13 protein-coding genes are annotated in these 16,495 nt (G+C 68.6%); 2 read left to right on the top strand and 11 right to left on the bottom strand.

Annotated features, from left to right (window positions below):
- Positions 1-86 precede the first annotated feature (86 nt).
- Positions 87-1,025, top strand: a complete 939-nt coding sequence (locus tag GBO37_RS14230) for a LysR family transcriptional regulator (RefSeq protein WP_252929697.1) — start codon at positions 87-89, stop codon at positions 1,023-1,025.
- Here the strand turns inward: GBO37_RS14230 and GBO37_RS14225 are convergent.
- The 5 genes from GBO37_RS14225 to hpbA all read right to left on the bottom strand — a co-directional run bounded on the left by GBO37_RS14225 (position 1,022) and on the right by hpbA (position 7,234).
- Positions 1,022-1,972 carry a 2-hydroxyacid dehydrogenase gene (locus GBO37_RS14225; protein ID WP_252929696.1) on the bottom strand — a complete coding sequence of 317 codons (951 nt, stop codon included), beginning with the start codon at positions 1,970-1,972 and terminating at the stop codon, positions 1,022-1,024. The genes GBO37_RS14230 and GBO37_RS14225 overlap by 4 nt on opposite strands.
- 48 nt (positions 1,973-2,020) lie before the next feature.
- Positions 2,021-3,058: a glycine betaine/L-proline ABC transporter ATP-binding protein gene (locus GBO37_RS14220; protein ID WP_252929695.1), complete on the bottom strand. Its 1,038-nt coding sequence runs from the start codon at positions 3,056-3,058 to the stop codon at positions 2,021-2,023.
- Positions 3,058-4,101, bottom strand: coding sequence for a proline/glycine betaine ABC transporter permease (locus GBO37_RS14215; protein WP_252929694.1), 1,044 nt, complete (start codon positions 4,099-4,101; stop codon positions 3,058-3,060). Before GBO37_RS14215 ends, GBO37_RS14220 begins: the two co-directional genes overlap by 1 nt.
- A gap of 67 nt (positions 4,102-4,168) precedes the next feature.
- Positions 4,169-5,155 (bottom strand): ABC transporter substrate-binding protein, encoded by a 987-nt coding sequence (locus GBO37_RS14210; RefSeq protein ID WP_252929693.1) that lies wholly within the window; start codon positions 5,153-5,155, stop codon positions 4,169-4,171.
- 42 nt (positions 5,156-5,197) lie between these two features.
- Positions 5,198-7,234, bottom strand: a complete 2,037-nt coding sequence (hpbA, locus tag GBO37_RS14205) for an N-methyl-L-proline N-demethylase HpbA (protein WP_252929692.1) — start codon at positions 7,232-7,234, stop codon at positions 5,198-5,200.
- Between the two features lie 137 nt (positions 7,235-7,371).
- Between hpbA and GBO37_RS14200 the strand changes: the two genes are divergently transcribed.
- Complete coding sequence (locus GBO37_RS14200) at positions 7,372-8,007, top strand: TetR/AcrR family transcriptional regulator (RefSeq protein ID WP_252929691.1); 636 nt, start codon at positions 7,372-7,374, stop codon at positions 8,005-8,007.
- Positions 8,008-8,011: 4 nt separating this feature from the next.
- Here GBO37_RS14200 and GBO37_RS14195 read toward each other — a convergent pair whose 3' ends face one another.
- From GBO37_RS14195 to GBO37_RS14170, 6 genes are all read right to left on the bottom strand, one after another.
- A complete protein-coding gene (locus GBO37_RS14195) occupies positions 8,012-10,600 on the bottom strand; it encodes a nitrate reductase (RefSeq protein WP_252929690.1) in 2,589 nt (862 codons plus the stop codon).
- Complete coding sequence (gene nirD / locus GBO37_RS14190; protein WP_252929689.1) at positions 10,597-10,923, bottom strand: nitrite reductase small subunit NirD; 327 nt, start codon at positions 10,921-10,923, stop codon at positions 10,597-10,599. The genes GBO37_RS14195 and nirD overlap by 4 nt, the downstream gene beginning before the upstream one ends.
- Positions 10,924-10,933: 10 nt before the next feature.
- Complete coding sequence (gene nirB, locus GBO37_RS14185) at positions 10,934-13,363, bottom strand: nitrite reductase large subunit NirB (RefSeq protein WP_252929687.1); 2,430 nt, start codon at positions 13,361-13,363, stop codon at positions 10,934-10,936.
- Between the two features lie 5 nt (positions 13,364-13,368).
- Positions 13,369-14,163: an ABC transporter ATP-binding protein gene (locus GBO37_RS14180; RefSeq protein ID WP_218062271.1), complete on the bottom strand. Its 795-nt coding sequence runs from the start codon at positions 14,161-14,163 to the stop codon at positions 13,369-13,371.
- An 11-nt stretch (positions 14,164-14,174) separates the two neighbouring features.
- Complete coding sequence (gene ntrB, locus GBO37_RS14175) at positions 14,175-15,062, bottom strand: nitrate ABC transporter permease (RefSeq protein WP_139597980.1); 888 nt, start codon at positions 15,060-15,062, stop codon at positions 14,175-14,177.
- Between the two features lie 4 nt (positions 15,063-15,066).
- The gene (locus GBO37_RS14170) at positions 15,067-16,371 is read right to left on the bottom strand and encodes a CmpA/NrtA family ABC transporter substrate-binding protein (RefSeq protein ID WP_252929685.1); all 1,305 of its coding nucleotides are present in this window, start codon (positions 16,369-16,371) and stop codon (positions 15,067-15,069) included.
- Between the last annotated feature and the right edge of the window lie 124 nt (positions 16,372-16,495).

The following is a 16,495-nucleotide window of genomic DNA, read 5'->3' as shown; positions in this document are numbered from 1 at the left end:
CTCTCGAATGCTCCCGACAGGACGATAGCAAAGCGACGGGTTATCAGTAAAATGAGATTTGCGACCTTCAACATACCGGAAAATGCATGTCCGAGATTCCCGCACGGTCCTATCTTAAACCCGCGCAGCTGCGCCTGATCCTGGAGATCGCCGACAGCGGGCAACTGCGGCAGGCGGCGGCGAACTGCGCCATGACCCAGCCCGCCGCATCGCGGATGCTGGCCGAGGTCGAGCGCCTGTTCGGCGCCCCGCTGTTCGAGCGCCAGCCCAAGGGCATGTCACCGACCGAGATCGGCAGCACCGTCCTGCGCCGCGCCCGCGTGATCCTGCGCGAGATGCACAGCATGTCGGCCGACGTCCACGCCCTGCGCGGCGGCCAGGCGGGGTCGGTGCATGTGGGCGCGGTCACCGGGCCTGCGGTCGGCTATCTGATGGCCTCGATCCGCGAGATCAAGAAGGAGACGCCCGAGGCCGACATCACCGTCGACGTGATGCCGTCGCGCGAACTGCTGGGCCATCTGACCACGGGGCAGATGGATTTCGCGCTGGCCCGGATCCTGCCGGAATTCGACAGCCGCGATTTCGAGATCCTGCCGTTGCGCGACGAGAAGGTGACCTTCTGCGTGCGCGCCGATCACCCGATGGCGCGCGCCCCGATGGTGACATTGACCGAGCTGCATGACCACGAATGGATCATGCAAAGCCGCGGCGCCCCCATCCGCGAGGCCACGATGGAGGCCTTCGCCGCCGTGGGCCTGGCCGAGCCGCGCAACATCGTCAACAGCCCGTCGATCCTGTTCACCATCGCCTATCTGGCGAACAGCGATGCCATCGCCTCGGTCTCGGAGGAGGTGGCGCAGCTGCNGATGCGGCCGCCGGTCCATGCGGGGTTCGCGCTGCTGGCCCAGCCCCGCGAGATCCGCGTGGACCCCTATTACCTTTTGAACCTGCGGCGCAGGCCGCTGTCGCGGCTGGCGCGGCGCGTGCGCCAGAAGGTGATCGAAAAGACCCTGGCCGCCGATTAGGGCCGCGACAGGTCCACCGGGCTGATCAGCGGCTGTCCCGCGAAATGCGCCTCAAGGTTGTCGACGATCAGCGACGCCATCGCGTCCCGTGTCTGAACCGTGCCCGACCCCTGATGCGGCGACAGGGTGACGTTGGGCAGCGCGGTCAGGCGCGGATCGGGGTCGGGTTCGGACCAGAACACGTCCAGCGCAGCAGCGCCCAGGCCCCCGTCCTGCAGCGCCGCGATCAGCGCGGGTTCGTCCACCACCGACCCGCGCGCGACGTTAACGAACAGCCCGTCCGGCCCAAGCGCGCGCAGCACCCGGTCCGAGATCAGCCCCTGCGTGTCCGGCCCCCCGGCCACGATGGCGATCAGGATGTCGCTGTCCTGCGCCAGCTGTTCCAAGTCGGGCTGGAACGGATAGCCCGCATCCTTGTCGCGGCGGTTCCAATAGGCGACCTGCAACCCCTGCTGGCTGGCCAGTTCGGCGATCTTGTGGCCGATCGTGCCCATGCCCACGATGCCCAGCCTGCGCCCGCGAAAGCTGCGCTGCAGGGGGAATGCGCCCTTGCGCGCCCAATCGCCGTTGCGGACCCAGGCATCGGCGGCCACGACGTTGCGCCAGCCCATCTGCGCCNGCAGCAGCGCCATGTCCGCGACCTCCTGCGCCAGCGCCGGAGAGGCGTTGGTCAGCGCCACGCCGCGGCGCGCGATGGCATCGACGTCGAACGCGTCATAGCCCGCCGACCCGCAGCTGATGATCTCCAGCGCGGGCAGCTGGTCCAGCAGGGCCACGTCGACGCTCGTGTGCCCCATCGCGACCATGCCCCGGCAGGCGGCACCGTGGCGCGCCAGAAAGGCGGGCCTGTCGTCGGCCAGATCCAGACGGTGCAGGGTGAACTGCTGTTCAAGGCGGGCTTGGGCGTCGGGGCGGGTGGGGGACAGCATCAGGACGTCGGGCTTCATCGGGCTCTCTTTCTGGCGGTTCGGGCGCCAGCATGCACCGCGCGGCCGTCAATCGCCACCCATGCGCTGCGGCGGGACCAGCGCGCGGATGACCGCGCCCATGTCGACCATGCCCACCACCTGCCCGTCGCGCATCACCTGATAACGCCGCGCCGTGTCGCCGCGCGACAGGGCGATCACGCTTTCCAGCGTGTCGTCCGCATCCACCTGACCCGACGATGCGCCATCGCCCGGCCCCGTCATGACCGAGCGCACGCGCAGCACGCGGGCGCGGTTGATGTCGGCGATGAACGCCTCGATATAGGGATCGGCCGGGTTCAGCAGGATGCCCTGCGGCTCTCCCTGCTGGACCACCTGGCCGTCCTTCAGGATCACCAGGTGATCGGCCAGCTTCAGCGCCTCGTCTAGGTCGTGGGTGATGAAGACGATGGTCTTGTGCAGTTCCGCCTGCAGTTCCAGCAGCAGGTTCTGCATGTCGGTGCGGATCAGCGGGTCCAGCGCCGAGAACGCCTCGTCCATCAGCATGATCCCCGCGTTCGAGGTCAGCGCCCGCGCGATGCCCACCCGCTGCTGCATGCCGCCCGACAGCTGGTGGGGGAAATGCGCGCCGTATCCGCCCAGGCCCACCCGGTCCAGCCAGGCGCGGGCGTCGGCCTCGTATCCCGCGCGCGGCACCCCCTGCGTCAGCAGCGCCATGCCCGCGTTGTCCAGCACCGTGCGATGTGGCAGCAGCGCGAATTTCTGGAACACCATCGACATGGTCCGCCGCCGCAGGTCGCGCAGGCGGCGTTCGTTCCAGGTCAGGATGTTGTCGCCGTCGACCAGCACCTCTCCGGCGGTGGGTTCGATCAGCCGGTTCAGGTGGCGGATCAGCGTGGACTTGCCCGACCCGGACAGGCCCATGATGACGGTGATCTGGCCCTCGCGGATGTCCACGTTGATGTCGCGCAGGCCCAGCACGTGGTTGTGGCGCGCCAGCAGGTCGGGCTTGGACAGGCCCTCCAGCACCTGCGGCAGCACCGCGGCGGGCCTGCTGCCGAAGATCTTGTACAGATTGCGGATACGGATCTTGACCGGGGCATCCATCAGCGGCCGTCCCGACTGACGTCGATGCGCGCCAGCGATGCCTTGGTCACGCGGTCCAGGATGATGGCCAGCAGCACGATGCCGAAGCCCGCCACCAGCCCCACGCCCAGTTCCAGGTTGCGGATGCCGCGCAGCACCAGCACGCCCAGGCCCGGCGCCGAGACCAGCGACGCGATGACCACCATCGCAAGGCTCATCATGATGGTCTGGTTCACGCCCGCCATGATGTTGGGCAGGGCCAGCGGGATCTGCACGCGCCACAGTTTTTGCCCCCGCGTCATGCCGAACGCGTCCGCGGCCTCGATCACGTCGGGATCGACCAGGCGGATGCCCAGGTCCGTCAGGCGAATGACCGGCACGATGGCATAAAGGATGATCGCGATGCCGTACAGTTTCGGTTCGGTCACGCTGAACAGGAAGATCAGCGGGATCAGATAGACAAAGGCGGGCAGCGTCTGCAGCATGTCCAGAACCGGCGTGCCGATCCGGCGCAGGGTGTTGCTGCGCGACATGGCGATGCCCACCGGCACCCCGATCAGCACGCAGATGAACGCGCAGACAAAGATGATCGCCAGCGTCTGCATCGCCTCGGTATAGTGGTCGACAAAGGCCAGGAACCCCAGGGACACGGCCACCAGCCCGACCACCCGCCAGGACCGCGCCACGAACCACGTGACGCCCAGCAGCACGGGCAGCATGATGAACCACGGCGTCGCCACCATCAGCGCGATCATCTGGCGCAGCATCCAGCTGAGCGGTTGGGTCGCCGGGTCCAGCACGATGCGCAGCGCGTCGCGCGCCGACAGGAACGCGCGTTCCATCCCCAGGGTCAGGTCACGTGTCTGCCAGACCGCGCCGCAGGCCGCATGCAGGTTGTTCAGCGACGGCAGCGGCAGGTCCCACCNCGACCCCGCCGGTGCGGCCGAACCGCCCGATGCCCGCGCCATCAGGTCGGCCATCGACATCGGCCCGCCCCCTCCGCCGCCCGCGTCGCACCATGCCCTCAGCCCCAGGGCGTCGAACAGCCCGTCATAGGTCGTCATGTCAGTCCCCCGATGGATGCGCGTCCGCCAGGCCGGGCCGGGGATCGCCCCGGGCCCGGCCCGCCGGTCAGTTCTGGCCCAGCAGGGCCGACAGCTTGCCCTTGGCCTCGTCCGACAGCCAGCCGGACCAGGCGTCGGTGTTGGTGGTCAGGTAATGGACCGCCACCTCCTCGGCCGAGGCGCTGTTCTCGTCCTGCCAAGCCAGCAGGGTGTTCAGCTCGTCGGTCTTGAAGGTCATCTTGCGCAGGAACTCGACCACCTCGGGCTGCTCGTCCACCAGGGCGGCGGTGACGGCGGTGACACTGGGTGCCTCGGGGAAATCGGATACCTGCGGGTCGGGCGCGTTCGGATTCTGCAGCGGCATGAACTTAGCCTCGTCATAACCGCCAAGATCGATCCGGGTCATGTCATACTTGCCAAGCGGCACGGTGGGGCCCCAGTAATAGCCGAACCAAGGCTCCTGCGCGCTGACCGCCGATCCCATCGACGATGCCAGCGTTTCGCCCGAGCCGTGGTTGAACACCTCGATGCCCGCGCCCTCCAGATCCAGCGCGCGGATCAGGTTGTCGCTGACCACGCGGCAGCCCCAGCCTTCGGGGCAGTTGTTGAACCGCCCCACCAGCTGGGGATTGTCCAGCACGCCCTGGATGGTGGTCAGTTCGGGATGAGCCTCGGCCAGATAGGTGGGGATCCACCAGCCCTCGATCCCGCCCGGGTCCAGGACGTTGGCCAGCGTCACCATGGTGCCCTCGGCCTCCAGCCGGGTATAGGCTTCTCCGGCCGAATTCAGCCACAGGTCGGTGACGATGTCCGGCTCTCCGTTCTCGGCGACCGAGGTGATGGCCGGGATGGTGTCCGACTTGACCAGCGTCACGTCGCAGCCATAGCCCTGCTCCAGCAGGAACTTGGCCACCTCGGTGATGATCTCGGCCGAGGTCCAGCCCATCTGCGCGATCGACAGATCACCGCAGGCTCCCGGTGCGTCCTGCGCGGCGGCGGGCACCGCAAGCGCGGTGCCCAGGGCCAGGGTCGTCATGGATAGAAGATGTCTCATCGTCAGTCTCCCGGTTGATGTCGGTTGGGGCGCCATGGCCCGTCAAAGGTCCTTGACCAGCCGCAGCGCGTCATAGATCGCGGCATGGGTGTTGCGGGCAGCGACCGCGTCGCCGATGCGGAACAGGCGGAACCGCCCGTCGGGGTTCGCGGCGACATCCTGCGCCCCGCCCGCGATCAGCGCGTCGTAATCGACCGCGCCCAGGTTGCGCGACAGGGGCTTGAGGTCGAAATACAGATCGTCCAGCGGCCGCGTGCCATGGTTCACCACCACCTGATCGACCAGCCTTTCGCGGGTCATGTCGCCATAGTCGCTGCCAAGCGTGGCGCGCAGGCGATTGCCGTCGCGCACCACCGACACCAGGCGCCAGGTCACGGTGAAGGTCACATCCCGGCGCTGCAGGCTGCGCATGTAGGGGACCAGGTTCATCGCCATGACCTCGGGGGCGAAGGCGCGGTCGGGGGTCACGATCTCCACCCGCGCGCCGGTGGCGGCGATGATGTCGGCGGCCTGCAGACCCGCATGGTCTCCCGCGTCGTCAAAGATCAGCACGTCCTGGCCCGGTTTCACATCGCCCGACAGGATGTCCCAGGCCGAACAGACCAGGTCGTTGCCCGCGCCCAGCACCTCGGTATGGGGCAGCCCGCCGGTGGCCACGATCACCGCGTCGGGGTCGGTGGCCAGCACGTCGTCCACCTCGGCATAGCTGTTGAAGCGGAACGACACCCCGTGCTTTTCGCACATCGCCATCCGCCATGAGATGATCGAGATCATCTCGCGCCGCCGCTCCTGCTGGGCGGTCAGGCGGATCTGGCCGCCTGGCTTGTCCGCGGCCTCGAAGACGGTCACGGCATGCCCGCGTTCGGCGGCCACGCGCGCCGCCTCCAGCCCGGCGGGACCGGCGCCCACGATGGTCACGCGGCGCCTGTCGGACGCGGGTGGGATGTCGTGGGGCATCGTCTCCTCGCGCCCGGTCGCGGCGTTGTGGAGGCAGAAGGCCAGCCCGCCCTGATAGATGCGGTCCAGGCAATAGTTGGCGCCGACGCAGGGGCGGATGTCATCCTCGCGGCCTTGGGTGATCTTGCGCACCAGATGCGGGTCGGCCATGTGCGCCCGCGTCATGCCGACCATGTCCAGCAGGCCCGCGGCGATGGCATGACGCGCGGTCGCGACATCGGGGATCTTGGCGGCGTGAAAGGTGGGAAACCCCGTCTCGGCCCGGATCCGGCCCGCGAATTCCAGATGCGGCGCGTTGCGCATGCCCTGCACCGGGATCAGGTCGGTCAGCCCGGCATCAGTGTCGATATGGCCGCGCACCACGTTCAGGAAATCGACCAGCCCGCTGTCCTTCAGCAGATGCGACACCCGGAACCCCTCCTCGGCACCCATGCCGCCGGCCAGCACCTGATCGCCGGTATAGCGCAGGCCGACGATGAAATCCGGCCCGCAGCGGTCGCGGATCGCGCCCAGCACCTGCATCGTGAAGCGCAGGCGGTTCTCCAGGCTGCCGCCCCACGGTGCCTCAAGGTCGTTGGTCAGGGGCGACCAGAACTGTTCCAGAAGGTGGCCATAGGCCTCCAGCTCGATCCCGTCGACGCCCGCGGCCTGCATCCGTTCAGCGGCATCCGCGAAATCGCGGGTGATGCGGGTTATGTCCCAATCCTCGATCCGCTTGGGAAAGGCGCGATGGGCGGCCTCGCGTTCGTGGCCGGGGGCCACCACGGGCAGCCAGTCGCCCTTGTCCCACCGGGTCCGGCGTCCCAGATGCGTCAGCTGGATCATCACCGCGGCGCCGTGGTCGTGGCATTCATCGACCAGCTTGCGCATCCATCCGACGACCTCGTCCTTGTAGGCCAGGATGTTGTTGAAGACCGGCGGGCTGTCGCGCGACACCGCCGCCGACCCCGCCGTCATGGTCAGCGCCACCCCCGCCCGGACCCGTTCGACATGATAGGCGCGATAGCGATCCTTGGGCATCCCGTCCTCGGGATAGGCCGGTTCATGGCTGGTGATCATGATCCGGTTGCGCAGGGTCAGATGTTTCAGCCGATAGGGCTGCAGAAGGGGGTCTTGGGACATCCGTGCCTGCCGTTGGGAAAACCGATCGGGGTCATACGGCGCAAAATGTTCACCTGTGTCAAATAAAAAGACAGCACTGCATACTTTGGGCGGAGTGACGTCTTGCAGGGGTTGCGGCCACCGCCTAGGGTTCCCGCATGGATGCACAGGAAATGGCCGGCGCGGGCTGGCGGGGATCGCGGGACGGCTGGCTGGAGGCGGGCTATCGCGCGCTGATCGAAGGCGGCGTGGACGCGGTCAAGATCATGCCGCTGGCGCGCCAGCTGAACCTGTCGCGCACCAGCTTCTACTGGTTCTTTCACGACCGTGAGGCGCTGCTGGCCGCCCTGTTGGATGGCTGGCACGCCCGGACCACGGTGCCCCTGATCGCGGCAACGCGCCAGTATGCCGAGACCCAGGCCGAGGCGATGCTGAACGTCCTGTGCTGTTTCCTGACACCGGGCGTCTTTGATTCGCGGCTGGAATTCGCGGTGCGCAGCTGGGCGTTGCAGGACCAGGCGGTGGCCGACCGCGTCACGGTCGCCGATGCCGCGCGCATCGCCGCGCTGACGCGGATGATGGCGCATTGGGGCCATGACCCGATGTCGGCCGATGTCCGCGCGCGCACCATCTATCTGGTCCAGATCGGCTACATCTCGATGCAGTCGTCCGAGGACATCGAGACCCGCCTGTCGCGCATCCCGTCCTATGTCCAGATCTATACCGGCGCCGCCCCCGAACCGCGCGAGATCGCCCGTTTCAACGCGCGCCTCCGACGCGACGGGGCGGCATAGGCGGCTATTCCGCCGCCTGCAGCCGCGCCGCGCCGGCCAGCAGGGCCGCCAGTTCCGGGCGGCACGATCCGCAATTGGTGCCCGCACCGGTGGCCTGGCCCAGGGCCGCGACGCCGTCGCATCCCTGGCCGATCGCCTGACGGATCGTGTTCACCCCCACGCCAAGGCAGGCACAGACGATCGCGCCCGGATCGGGCATGTCCGACCGGGGCCGCCCGGCCAGCGCGCCCGCCGGGGCCCCGCCCAGCATCGCGGCCAGGTGCGACCGCGACAGCGCCACGGGCCGGGGTCCGACGAACAGCGCCGCCGCCAGCCGGCCGTCGCGGTGAAAGGCCATCCGGTGCAGACCGCGCGCCGGATCGCCCATCTGCTGGGCGGGCGCGCCCAGGCCCAGCAGCCGCTGCGCCCAGTCCTGCCAGTCATCGGGGGCGCGGGTGCCCGCCATCTCGACCTGCCAGCCGCCGGGCAGACGGCTTTGCGCCCAATAGGCGCAGTCCGGCGCGACCGGCGCGTCACTGACCAGGAACGCGTGCCACGCGGCCGCGAACCGCCCCACCGTCACCGCCGCCGCCTTGCTGGCCGGCTGGCCCGAGACGGGATCGACCTGCCCCGCGACCAGCGCGTCGATGCGCCCGGCCGATGCGCTCTGCCCGCTCCAGTGGATCGGGGCGAAGGGGTGACCGGGGCGCACGGCGTCGCTGATCATCACGCGCAGGATGGCGCGGCCCTGCGGGCTGTCCACCTGCGCCAGATCGGCAACGGCCAGCCCAAGGCGGCCCGCATCGTCCGGATGCAGCTGCAGATAGGGTTCCGCCAGGTGCCGTGCCAAGCGGGGCGACAGGCCGGTCCGGGTCATCGTGTGCCACTGGTTTCGCGTGCGCCCGGTGTTCAGCAGCATCCGCCCCACGGGGTGATCGGGCAGCCGGGCCATGACCGGCACCATCCGCGCCCGCCCGTCCGGCGTGTGGAACCGCCCCGTGCCAAAGAACCGCCCCGCACGCTGCGCGGGCCCCTGGGGCCAGTGGACGGGCGCCAACGCCTCGTAATCCGCGCCCGCAAGGTCAGAGATGTCGAAATCGCCGCCCAAGGCGCCTGCCACGCCCGACAGCGCGGCATGTTCCGCAAAGATCTGCGCAGGCTCGGTCCAGCCGAAGCCGCGGAACCCCATGCGGCGCGCCACCTGCGCCACCGCCCACCAATCGGGCCGCGCCTGCCCCGGCGCCGGCAGGGCGGCGCGCTGGCGGCTGATCAGGCGTTCGGAATTGGTGACCGTGCCGTCCTTTTCGCCCCATGCCGTCGCCGAAAGCAGCACATGGGCCAGCCGCGCGGTATCGGTGTCGGGCCAGGCCTCGCTGACGACGGTGAAATCGCAGGCGGCGATGGCGCGGGCCACGCGGTCCGCGTCGGGCATGGTGACGGCAGGGTTGGTGTGGATGATCCACAGCGCCTTGATGCGCCCCTCCTCGACCGCGTGGAACAGGTCGACGGCCTTCAGGCCCGGGCGTTCAGCCATCCGTGGTGCGTTCCAGAATGCCCGGACGGCATCGCGGTGGTCGGGGTTCTCCAGCTCCAGATGACAGGCAAGCATGTTCGACAGCCCGCCGACCTCGCGCCCCCCCATGGCGTTGGGCTGGCCGGTGACACTGAACGGGCCCATGCCCGGATGCCCGATGCGGCCCGTCGCCAGGTGGCAGTTCAGGATCGCATTGACCTTGTCGGTGCCGGTGTCGGACTGGTTGATGCCTTGGGAATAGACGGTGACGACCCGGTCGGTCGCCGCCCACATCTCCAGGAACGCGGACAGGTCGCACGGCTCCAGGCCGGTGGCGGCCGGGTCGGCGCGGCGCGCCGCGCTCAGCGCCACGTCCAGCCCCGCGACATGGGGCATGAACCCTGCGTCGATCCGGCCCGTGTCGAACAGGTGGCACAGAAGCAGGTTGAACAGATGCGCGTCCGCCCCCGGCGCGATCGCCAGATGCAGGTCGGCCCCCTCGCAGGTCGCGGTGCGGCGCGGATCGATGACGACGATGCGCATGTCGGGTCGCGCGGCCTTGGCGGCCATCAGCCGCTGGTGCAGGACCGGGTGGCACCAGGCCAGGTTCGACCCGGTCAGCACGACCAGATCGGCCAGCTCCAGATCCTCGTAAAGGCCCGGCACGGTGTCGCTGCCAAAGGCCCGGCGGTGTCCCGCGACGCTGGACGCCATGCAGAGCCGGCTGTTGGTGTCGATATTCGCGCTGCCGATGAAACCCTTCATCAGCTTGTTGGCGACATAGTAATCCTCGGTCAGCAACTGGCCCGAGACATACATGGCCACCGAATCTGGCCCGTGATCGCGCACCGCCGCGGCAAAGCGGTCGGCAACCAGGTCCAGCGCGCGGTCCCAGGGCGCCTCGGCCCCGTCGATGCGCGGGGTCAGCAGGCGGCCCTGGGTGGCGACGGTCTCGCCCAAGGCGGCACCCTTGACGCAAAGACGGCCGCGGTTCGCAGGGTGGTCCGGGTCGCCCCGGACCGTCAGCCCACCCTGCCCGTCCGGGGTGGCCAGCACCCCGCAGCCGACCCCGCAATAGGGACAGGTCGTGCGGATCGTCATGCAACCCGCCTCAGGGCGCGGGCGTCCAGCCAGATCCGCCCGCCCTCGACCCGGACGGGATGGGTGGCGACCTGGCCGCGATCGGCGCCCTGCGCCCGTCCGGTGGCCATGTCGAACACCCAGTTGTGCAGCGGGCAGGTGACCTGGGTGCCATGCACGATACCCTCGGACAGGGGGCCGCCCTTGTGCGGGCAGCGGTCGTCCAGCGCAAAGACCCGGTCGTCGGCGGTGCGGAACACCGCGACGCAGCCGTGCGGGGTGCGGACCACACGGGCGCCCTGCGGTGGGATGTCGTCCAGTGCGGCGATGTCGATCATGCTCATGCGACAGTCCTCATTCGGCGGCCTTCAGGGTCAGGTCGGCCACGGGGGCCCATTCGGCGGGACGGGCGGCGTGATCGGCCCAGGGGTCGGTCTGATAGACTGCCTGGCTTTCCGCGAACCGCGCCACCAGCGCGGCGCGCGTCCCGGCATCCGCCACCTGATCGCGGCACCAGTCCAGCCCCACCTTGTCCACCCATTTGTAGATGCGGTGCAGATAGCGGGCGTTCTCACGGTACAGCTGCACGAACGCGGCGGTGACATCGCAGACCTCGTCGGCGGTCGCGACCGTCAGCAGGGGCACCGTTTCGCGCACGTCCATGCCGGCGGCTCCCGCCACGCTGATCTGGAACCCGCTGTCGACGCAGATGATGCCGATGTCCTTGCAGGTCGCCTCGGCGCAGTTCCTGGGACAGCCCGACACGCCCAGCTTGACCTTGGCGGGCGTCCACGACCCCCACAGCAGCTTCTCCAGCCGGATGCCCAGACCCGTCGAATCCTGCGTGCCAAAGCGGCAGAACTGTTCGCCCACGCAGGTCTTCACCGTGCGCAGACCCTTGGCATAGGCATGGCCCGACACCATCCCGGCATCGTTGAAATCGGCCCAGATCGCGGGCAGATCCTCCTTCCGGACGCCCAGCAGGTCGATGCGCTGGCCACCGGTGACCTTGATCATCGGCACCGCGTATCGGTCGGCGGCATCCGCGATGGCGCGCAGTTCCGCGCTGGTTGTCACCCCGCCCCACATGCGCGGGACGACCGAATAGGTGCCATCCTTCTGGATGTTGGCGTGGTTGCGTTCGTTGACGAAACGGCTCTGCCGGTCATCGCGGTATTCCATGGGCCAATCCGCGATCAGGTAATAGTTCAGCGCCGGGCGGCAGGACGCACAGCCGCCGACCGTGCGCCAGCCCAGGTCCTGCATGACCGCGGGGATGGATTTCAGCCCCATCGTCTTGATCAGGCGGCGCACGTCCTCATGCGTGTGGTTGGTGCATTTGCACATCGGCGGGTTGGCGTTGGCCGCGAATCCGTCGCCCAGGGTCAGCGCCATGACCTGTTCGACCAGCCCCGTGCATGTCCCGCAGGAGGCGCTGGCCTTGGTCAGGCCACGCACCGCGTCCAGGCTGTGCGCGCCGCCCGCGATCGCCCTGGTGATCTGTCCCTTGCAGACGCCGTTGCAGCCGCAGATCTCCGCCTCAGGCGGCAAGGCTGCAACGGCTGCCAGAGGGTCCGCGTGGGCCCCCCCGGCGAATGCGGGACCAAAGATCAGCGTGTCGCGATCCGCCGTGATGTCGGCCCCGCTGCGGATCTTGTCAAAGAACCATGCCCCGTCGGCCGTGTCGCCATACATGACGGCGCCGATCAGGCGGTCACCCTCCAGGATCAGGCGCTTGTAGATGCCGCGGCCGGGGTCGCGGAACACGATGTCCTCGCGTCCCGGCGCATCCGCGAAATCGCCGGCGCTGAACAGGTCGCAGCCTGTGACCTTCAGCTTGGTCGCGGTCTGGACGGGCTGGAATGCGGCATCCTGCCCCGCCAGCGTCGCGGCCAGAACGCGGGCCTGATCGTAAAGCGGCGCGACCAGGCCGAACAGCTGCCCGTCATGTTCGACGCATTCGCCAAGCGCAAAGATCGCCGGATCGCTGGTCCGCATGTGGTCGTCGACGGTGATGCCGCGCGCGACCTCCAGACCTGCATCGTTGGCCAGCCGCGTCTCGGGGCGGATGCCCACGGCCATGCAGACCAGATCGGCGGGATAGACGGTCCCGTCCTCCAGCAGCACGGCCTCGACGCGATCGGTCCCCAGGATCGCCTTGGTCGCGCCCTTGCAATGGACACGGATGCCGCGCCCCTCCAGGTCGCGTTGCAGCAGATAGGCTGCGGCAGGGTCCAGCTGGCGTTCCATCAGGTGGCCCATCAGGTGGATCACGGTGACCTCCGCGCCGCGCGCGGCCATGCCGACGGCGGCCTCCAGCCCCAGCAGACCGCCGCCGATCACGACTGCCCTGGCACCGGGGCGGCTGGCGGCGATCATCGCGTTGGTGTCCTCTAGGTCGCGATAGGCGACCACGCCGGGCAGCCTGTGCCCCGGCAGCGGGATGATGAAGGGCGCCGATCCGGTGGCGATGACCAGCGCGTCGTAGTCGACCGGGCCACGGGCGCCATGCACGATCTGCGCTTCGCGGTCGATGGCGGTCACGGCCTCTCCGAAACGGCAGGTGACGCCTTGGGCGGCATACCAGGCATCATCATGGGTGACGATCTGGTCATAGGTCTTGTCGCCCGACAGCACCGGCGACAGCATCAGCCTGTTGTAGTTGCCGCGCGGTTCGGCATTGAACAAGGTGACGTCCCACTGGCCGGGGGCCATGTCGAACAGATGCTCCAGCATCCGGCCCGAGGCCATGCCCGCGCCGATGACGACCAATTTTCGTGCCATGATGCCTACTCCGCGGCTTCGACAAAGCGGTGGCGTTCGTACAGGAACCGCAGGACCGATTCTCGGGCACGCACGTAATCGGGCTGGCTGGCCAGCCGGATGCGGTCGCGCGGGCGGGGCAGGTCGACGGTGACGACCTCTCCGATGGTGGCGGCGGGGCCGTTGGTCATCATCACGATCCGGTCTGCCAGCAGCACGGCCTCGTCCACGTCATGGGTGATCATGATCATGGTGTTGCCAAGCCGTGCGTGGATCTCCATGACCGCGTCCTGCAGATGCGCGCGGGTCAGCGCGTCCAGCGCGCCGAAGGGTTCGTCCAGCAGCAGGACCTTGGGCTCCATCGCCAGGGCGCGGGCGATGCCGACCCGCTGGCGCATCCCGCCCGAGATCTCGGCCGGGCGCTTGTCGGCGGCGTGGCTCATCTGGACCAGGTCCAGGTTCTGCATGATCCAGTCGTGGCGTTCCGCGCGGGTCTTCGTGCGGCCGAAGACCTTGGTCACGGCCAGCTTGATGTTGTCATAGACCGTCAGCCAGGGCAGCAGGCTGTGGTTCTGGAAGACCACGGCCCGGTCGGGGCCCGGCGCGTTGACCTCGCGCCCGTCCAGGGTGATCGCGCCGCGGGTCACGTCGGTCAAGCCGGCGACCAGGTTCAGCAGGGTCGACTTGCCGCAGCCGGAATGGCCGATGATGCTGACGAATTCGCCCTTGTCGATCGTCAGGGTGATGTCGGACAGCACATGCGCCGTCCTGGACCCGTTCACAAAGGATTTGGACAGGTGTTCGATGGACAGGTATTTCATGGTCATTCCCCTTACGCGGCCGTGCCGCGAGAGACGACGCGTCCGATCCAGCCGACCAGACGATCCAGGATGAAGCCCGTGCCGCCGATATAGGCCAGGGCCACGATGATGTCACTGAGGCGGGACGAATTCCACGCGTCCCAGATGAAGAAGCCGATGCCCACGCCGCCGGTCAGCATCTCGGCCGCGACGATGGCCAGCCAGGACAGGCCCACCCCGATGCGCAGTCCCGAAAAGATGTAGGGGGCGGCGGCGGGGACCATGATCTTCCAGAAGAACTCGATCTGGTTCAGGCGCAGCACGGCGGCGACGTTGCGGTAATCCTGCGGGATGGCGCGCACGCCCGCGGCGGTGTTGATGATCACCGGCCAGATCGCGGTGATGAAGATCACGAAGATCGCCGACGGCCCGCTGTCCATGAAGGCGGCCAAGCTGATGGGCAGCCAGGCCAGGGGCGGCACCGTNCGCAGGATCTGAAAGATCGGATCGAAGCCGCGCATCATCAGCGCCGACTGTCCGATGACCGCGCCGGTCAGCACGCCCACCACCGCGGCCAGGCCAAAGCCATAGGCCACCCGCTCCAGCGAGGTCAGCACGCGCCAGCCCAGGCCGATGTCCTGAGTGCCATAGACGTAGAACGGCTCCATGATCAGAAAGCCGCTGTCGATCCAGACCTGGACCGGCGTGGGCAGGCCGCTGCCCTCGCCCGATGCGCCGACCTGCCAGATCGTCAGCAGGACGACCAGCACGGCCAGGGGGGGCAGGACGCCGGCGGCCAGCGCCTGGCCGCGCTTGCGCCAGGCGGCCCGGCGGGGGGTGCTGCGGGGGGGCAGCGCCACGACGGGGGCTGCGGGCTTCGGGGTCAGGTCCAGCTTTCGCTTGAGGGCTGTGACGTTCATCGGATCACACCATCGCCTTGATGGACTGGGCGTCCAGATAGGCGTCGGGGTCCGCCGGATCGAAGGTCTTGCCGTCGAAGAACGTCTCGACCCCGCGGCTGTCGCCGAAATCGGGCGTCAGGCCCAGGCCCGCGGCGGCGGCCAGCCACAGGTCGCTGCGGTTGGTGCCGTCAACCAGCGCCTTAGTGTCCAGATCGCCCGGCAGGTATCCCCACCGCTTGTTTTCGGTGATGAACCACGCATCCAGCGATTTCCACGGGTACGACGTCTCTCCGTTCTGACCCCAGAACTTCATCGCCAGATCGGGGCGCAGTTCGTCGCGGCCGTTGCCATAATTGATCTGGCCCTGGATGCGGCCGACGATGTCGGCCACGGGGACGTTGTACCATTGGCGGCGGCCGATGATCTCGGCCATCTCCTGCTTGTTCTCGGGCAGGTCGCACCACATCTGGGCCTCCATCACCGCCATCATCAGCGCGACGGTGGCATTGGGGTTGGCGTCCACCCAATCGGCCCGCATCCCCAGGATCTTCTCGGGATGGCGCGCCCACAGTTCCCCGGTCGTGGCGGCGGTAAAGCCGATGCCCTGGTTCACCAGCTGCTCGTTCCACGGCTCTCCGACGCAGAAGGCCTCCATGTTGCCGACCTTCATGTTGGCGACCATCTGCGGGGGAGGCACCACGATCAGGTCGACGTCCCGGGTCGGGTCGATCCCGCCCGCCGCCAGCCAGTAGCGCATCCACAGATCATGCGTGCCGCCGGGGAAGGTCATCGCGACGGGGATGTCCTCGCCCGCGGCGCGGCGGGCGGCGAAGATCTCCTTCAGCGGGCTGCTGTCGATGCCCACGCCGCTGTCGGCATAGTCCTGGCGCACCGACAGGCCCTGCCCGTCTTCGTTCAGGTTCAGCAGCGTGTACATCGCCAGGGGCTGGCCGTTCTGCATCACGCTGCCGGTGGAGTACAGATGCACCTTGGGGCGCAGGATGTGGCCGCCGTCGATGCCGCCCGATGCCGCCCCCAACGCCATGTTGTCGCGCGTGGCCCCCCAGCTGGCCTGCTTTTCGACCCGCACGTCGGGCATGCCGTATTTCGCGTAAAGCCCCTTTTCGGACGCGATGATCAGCGGCGCGCTGTCCGTCAGGGCGATGTAACCCAGGGTGCAGCCGGTGACCTCGGGCGTGCCGGGGGTGGCGGCCCATGCCCCGGCGGGCAGGGCCAGGCGGGCGGCGGCCATCGTGGCCATCGCGCCGGTGGCCTGCAGGAAACGGCGGCGCGAGGGGGGCGTGATCAGGGACGTGATCTGGGTCATGGGGGCTGGTCCTTGGACTGGCGCGCAGCAGGGCGCACGAACACGAAAGGCCACCTGCCGCGGCCCTGCGGACAGGGCACGATCAGATGGCGTCATTGCCTAAAGATGGGGAACCGCATCCTTG

Origin of the sequence: Paracoccus sp. 08 (assembly GCF_024105395.1) — a bacterium.
Lineage (GTDB): Bacteria > Pseudomonadota > Alphaproteobacteria > Rhodobacterales > Rhodobacteraceae > Paracoccus > Paracoccus marcusii.
The sequence above is the reverse complement of the archived record's forward strand: the minus strand, read 5'-3'. Positions and strand labels throughout refer to the sequence as shown.

Coding starts and splice junctions, on each gene's coding strand:
- nirD (WP_252929689.1), bottom strand. CDS start 10,923: ATGAGCATGATCGACATCGCCGCACTGGACGACATCCCACCGCAGGGC.
- hpbA (WP_252929692.1), bottom strand. CDS start 7,234: ATGTCCCAAGACCCCCTTCTGCAGCCCTATCGGCTGAAACATCTGACC.
- GBO37_RS14195 (WP_252929690.1), bottom strand. CDS start 10,600: ATGACGATCCGCACGACCTGTCCCTATTGCGGGGTCGGCTGCGGGGTG.
- nirB (WP_252929687.1), bottom strand. CDS start 13,363: ATGGCACGAAAATTGGTCGTCATCGGCGCGGGCATGGCCTCGGGCCGG.
- GBO37_RS14210 (WP_252929693.1), bottom strand. CDS start 5,155: ATGAGACATCTTCTATCCATGACGACCCTGGCCCTGGGCACCGCGCTT.
- GBO37_RS14220 (WP_252929695.1), bottom strand. CDS start 3,058: ATGGATGCCCCGGTCAAGATCCGTATCCGCAATCTGTACAAGATCTTC.
- GBO37_RS14200 (WP_252929691.1), top strand. CDS start 7,372: ATGGATGCACAGGAAATGGCCGGCGCGGGCTGGCGGGGATCGCGGGAC.
- GBO37_RS14170 (WP_252929685.1), bottom strand. CDS start 16,371: ATGACCCAGATCACGTCCCTGATCACGCCCCCCTCGCGCCGCCGTTTC.
- GBO37_RS14180 (WP_218062271.1), bottom strand. CDS start 14,163: ATGAAATACCTGTCCATCGAACACCTGTCCAAATCCTTTGTGAACGGG.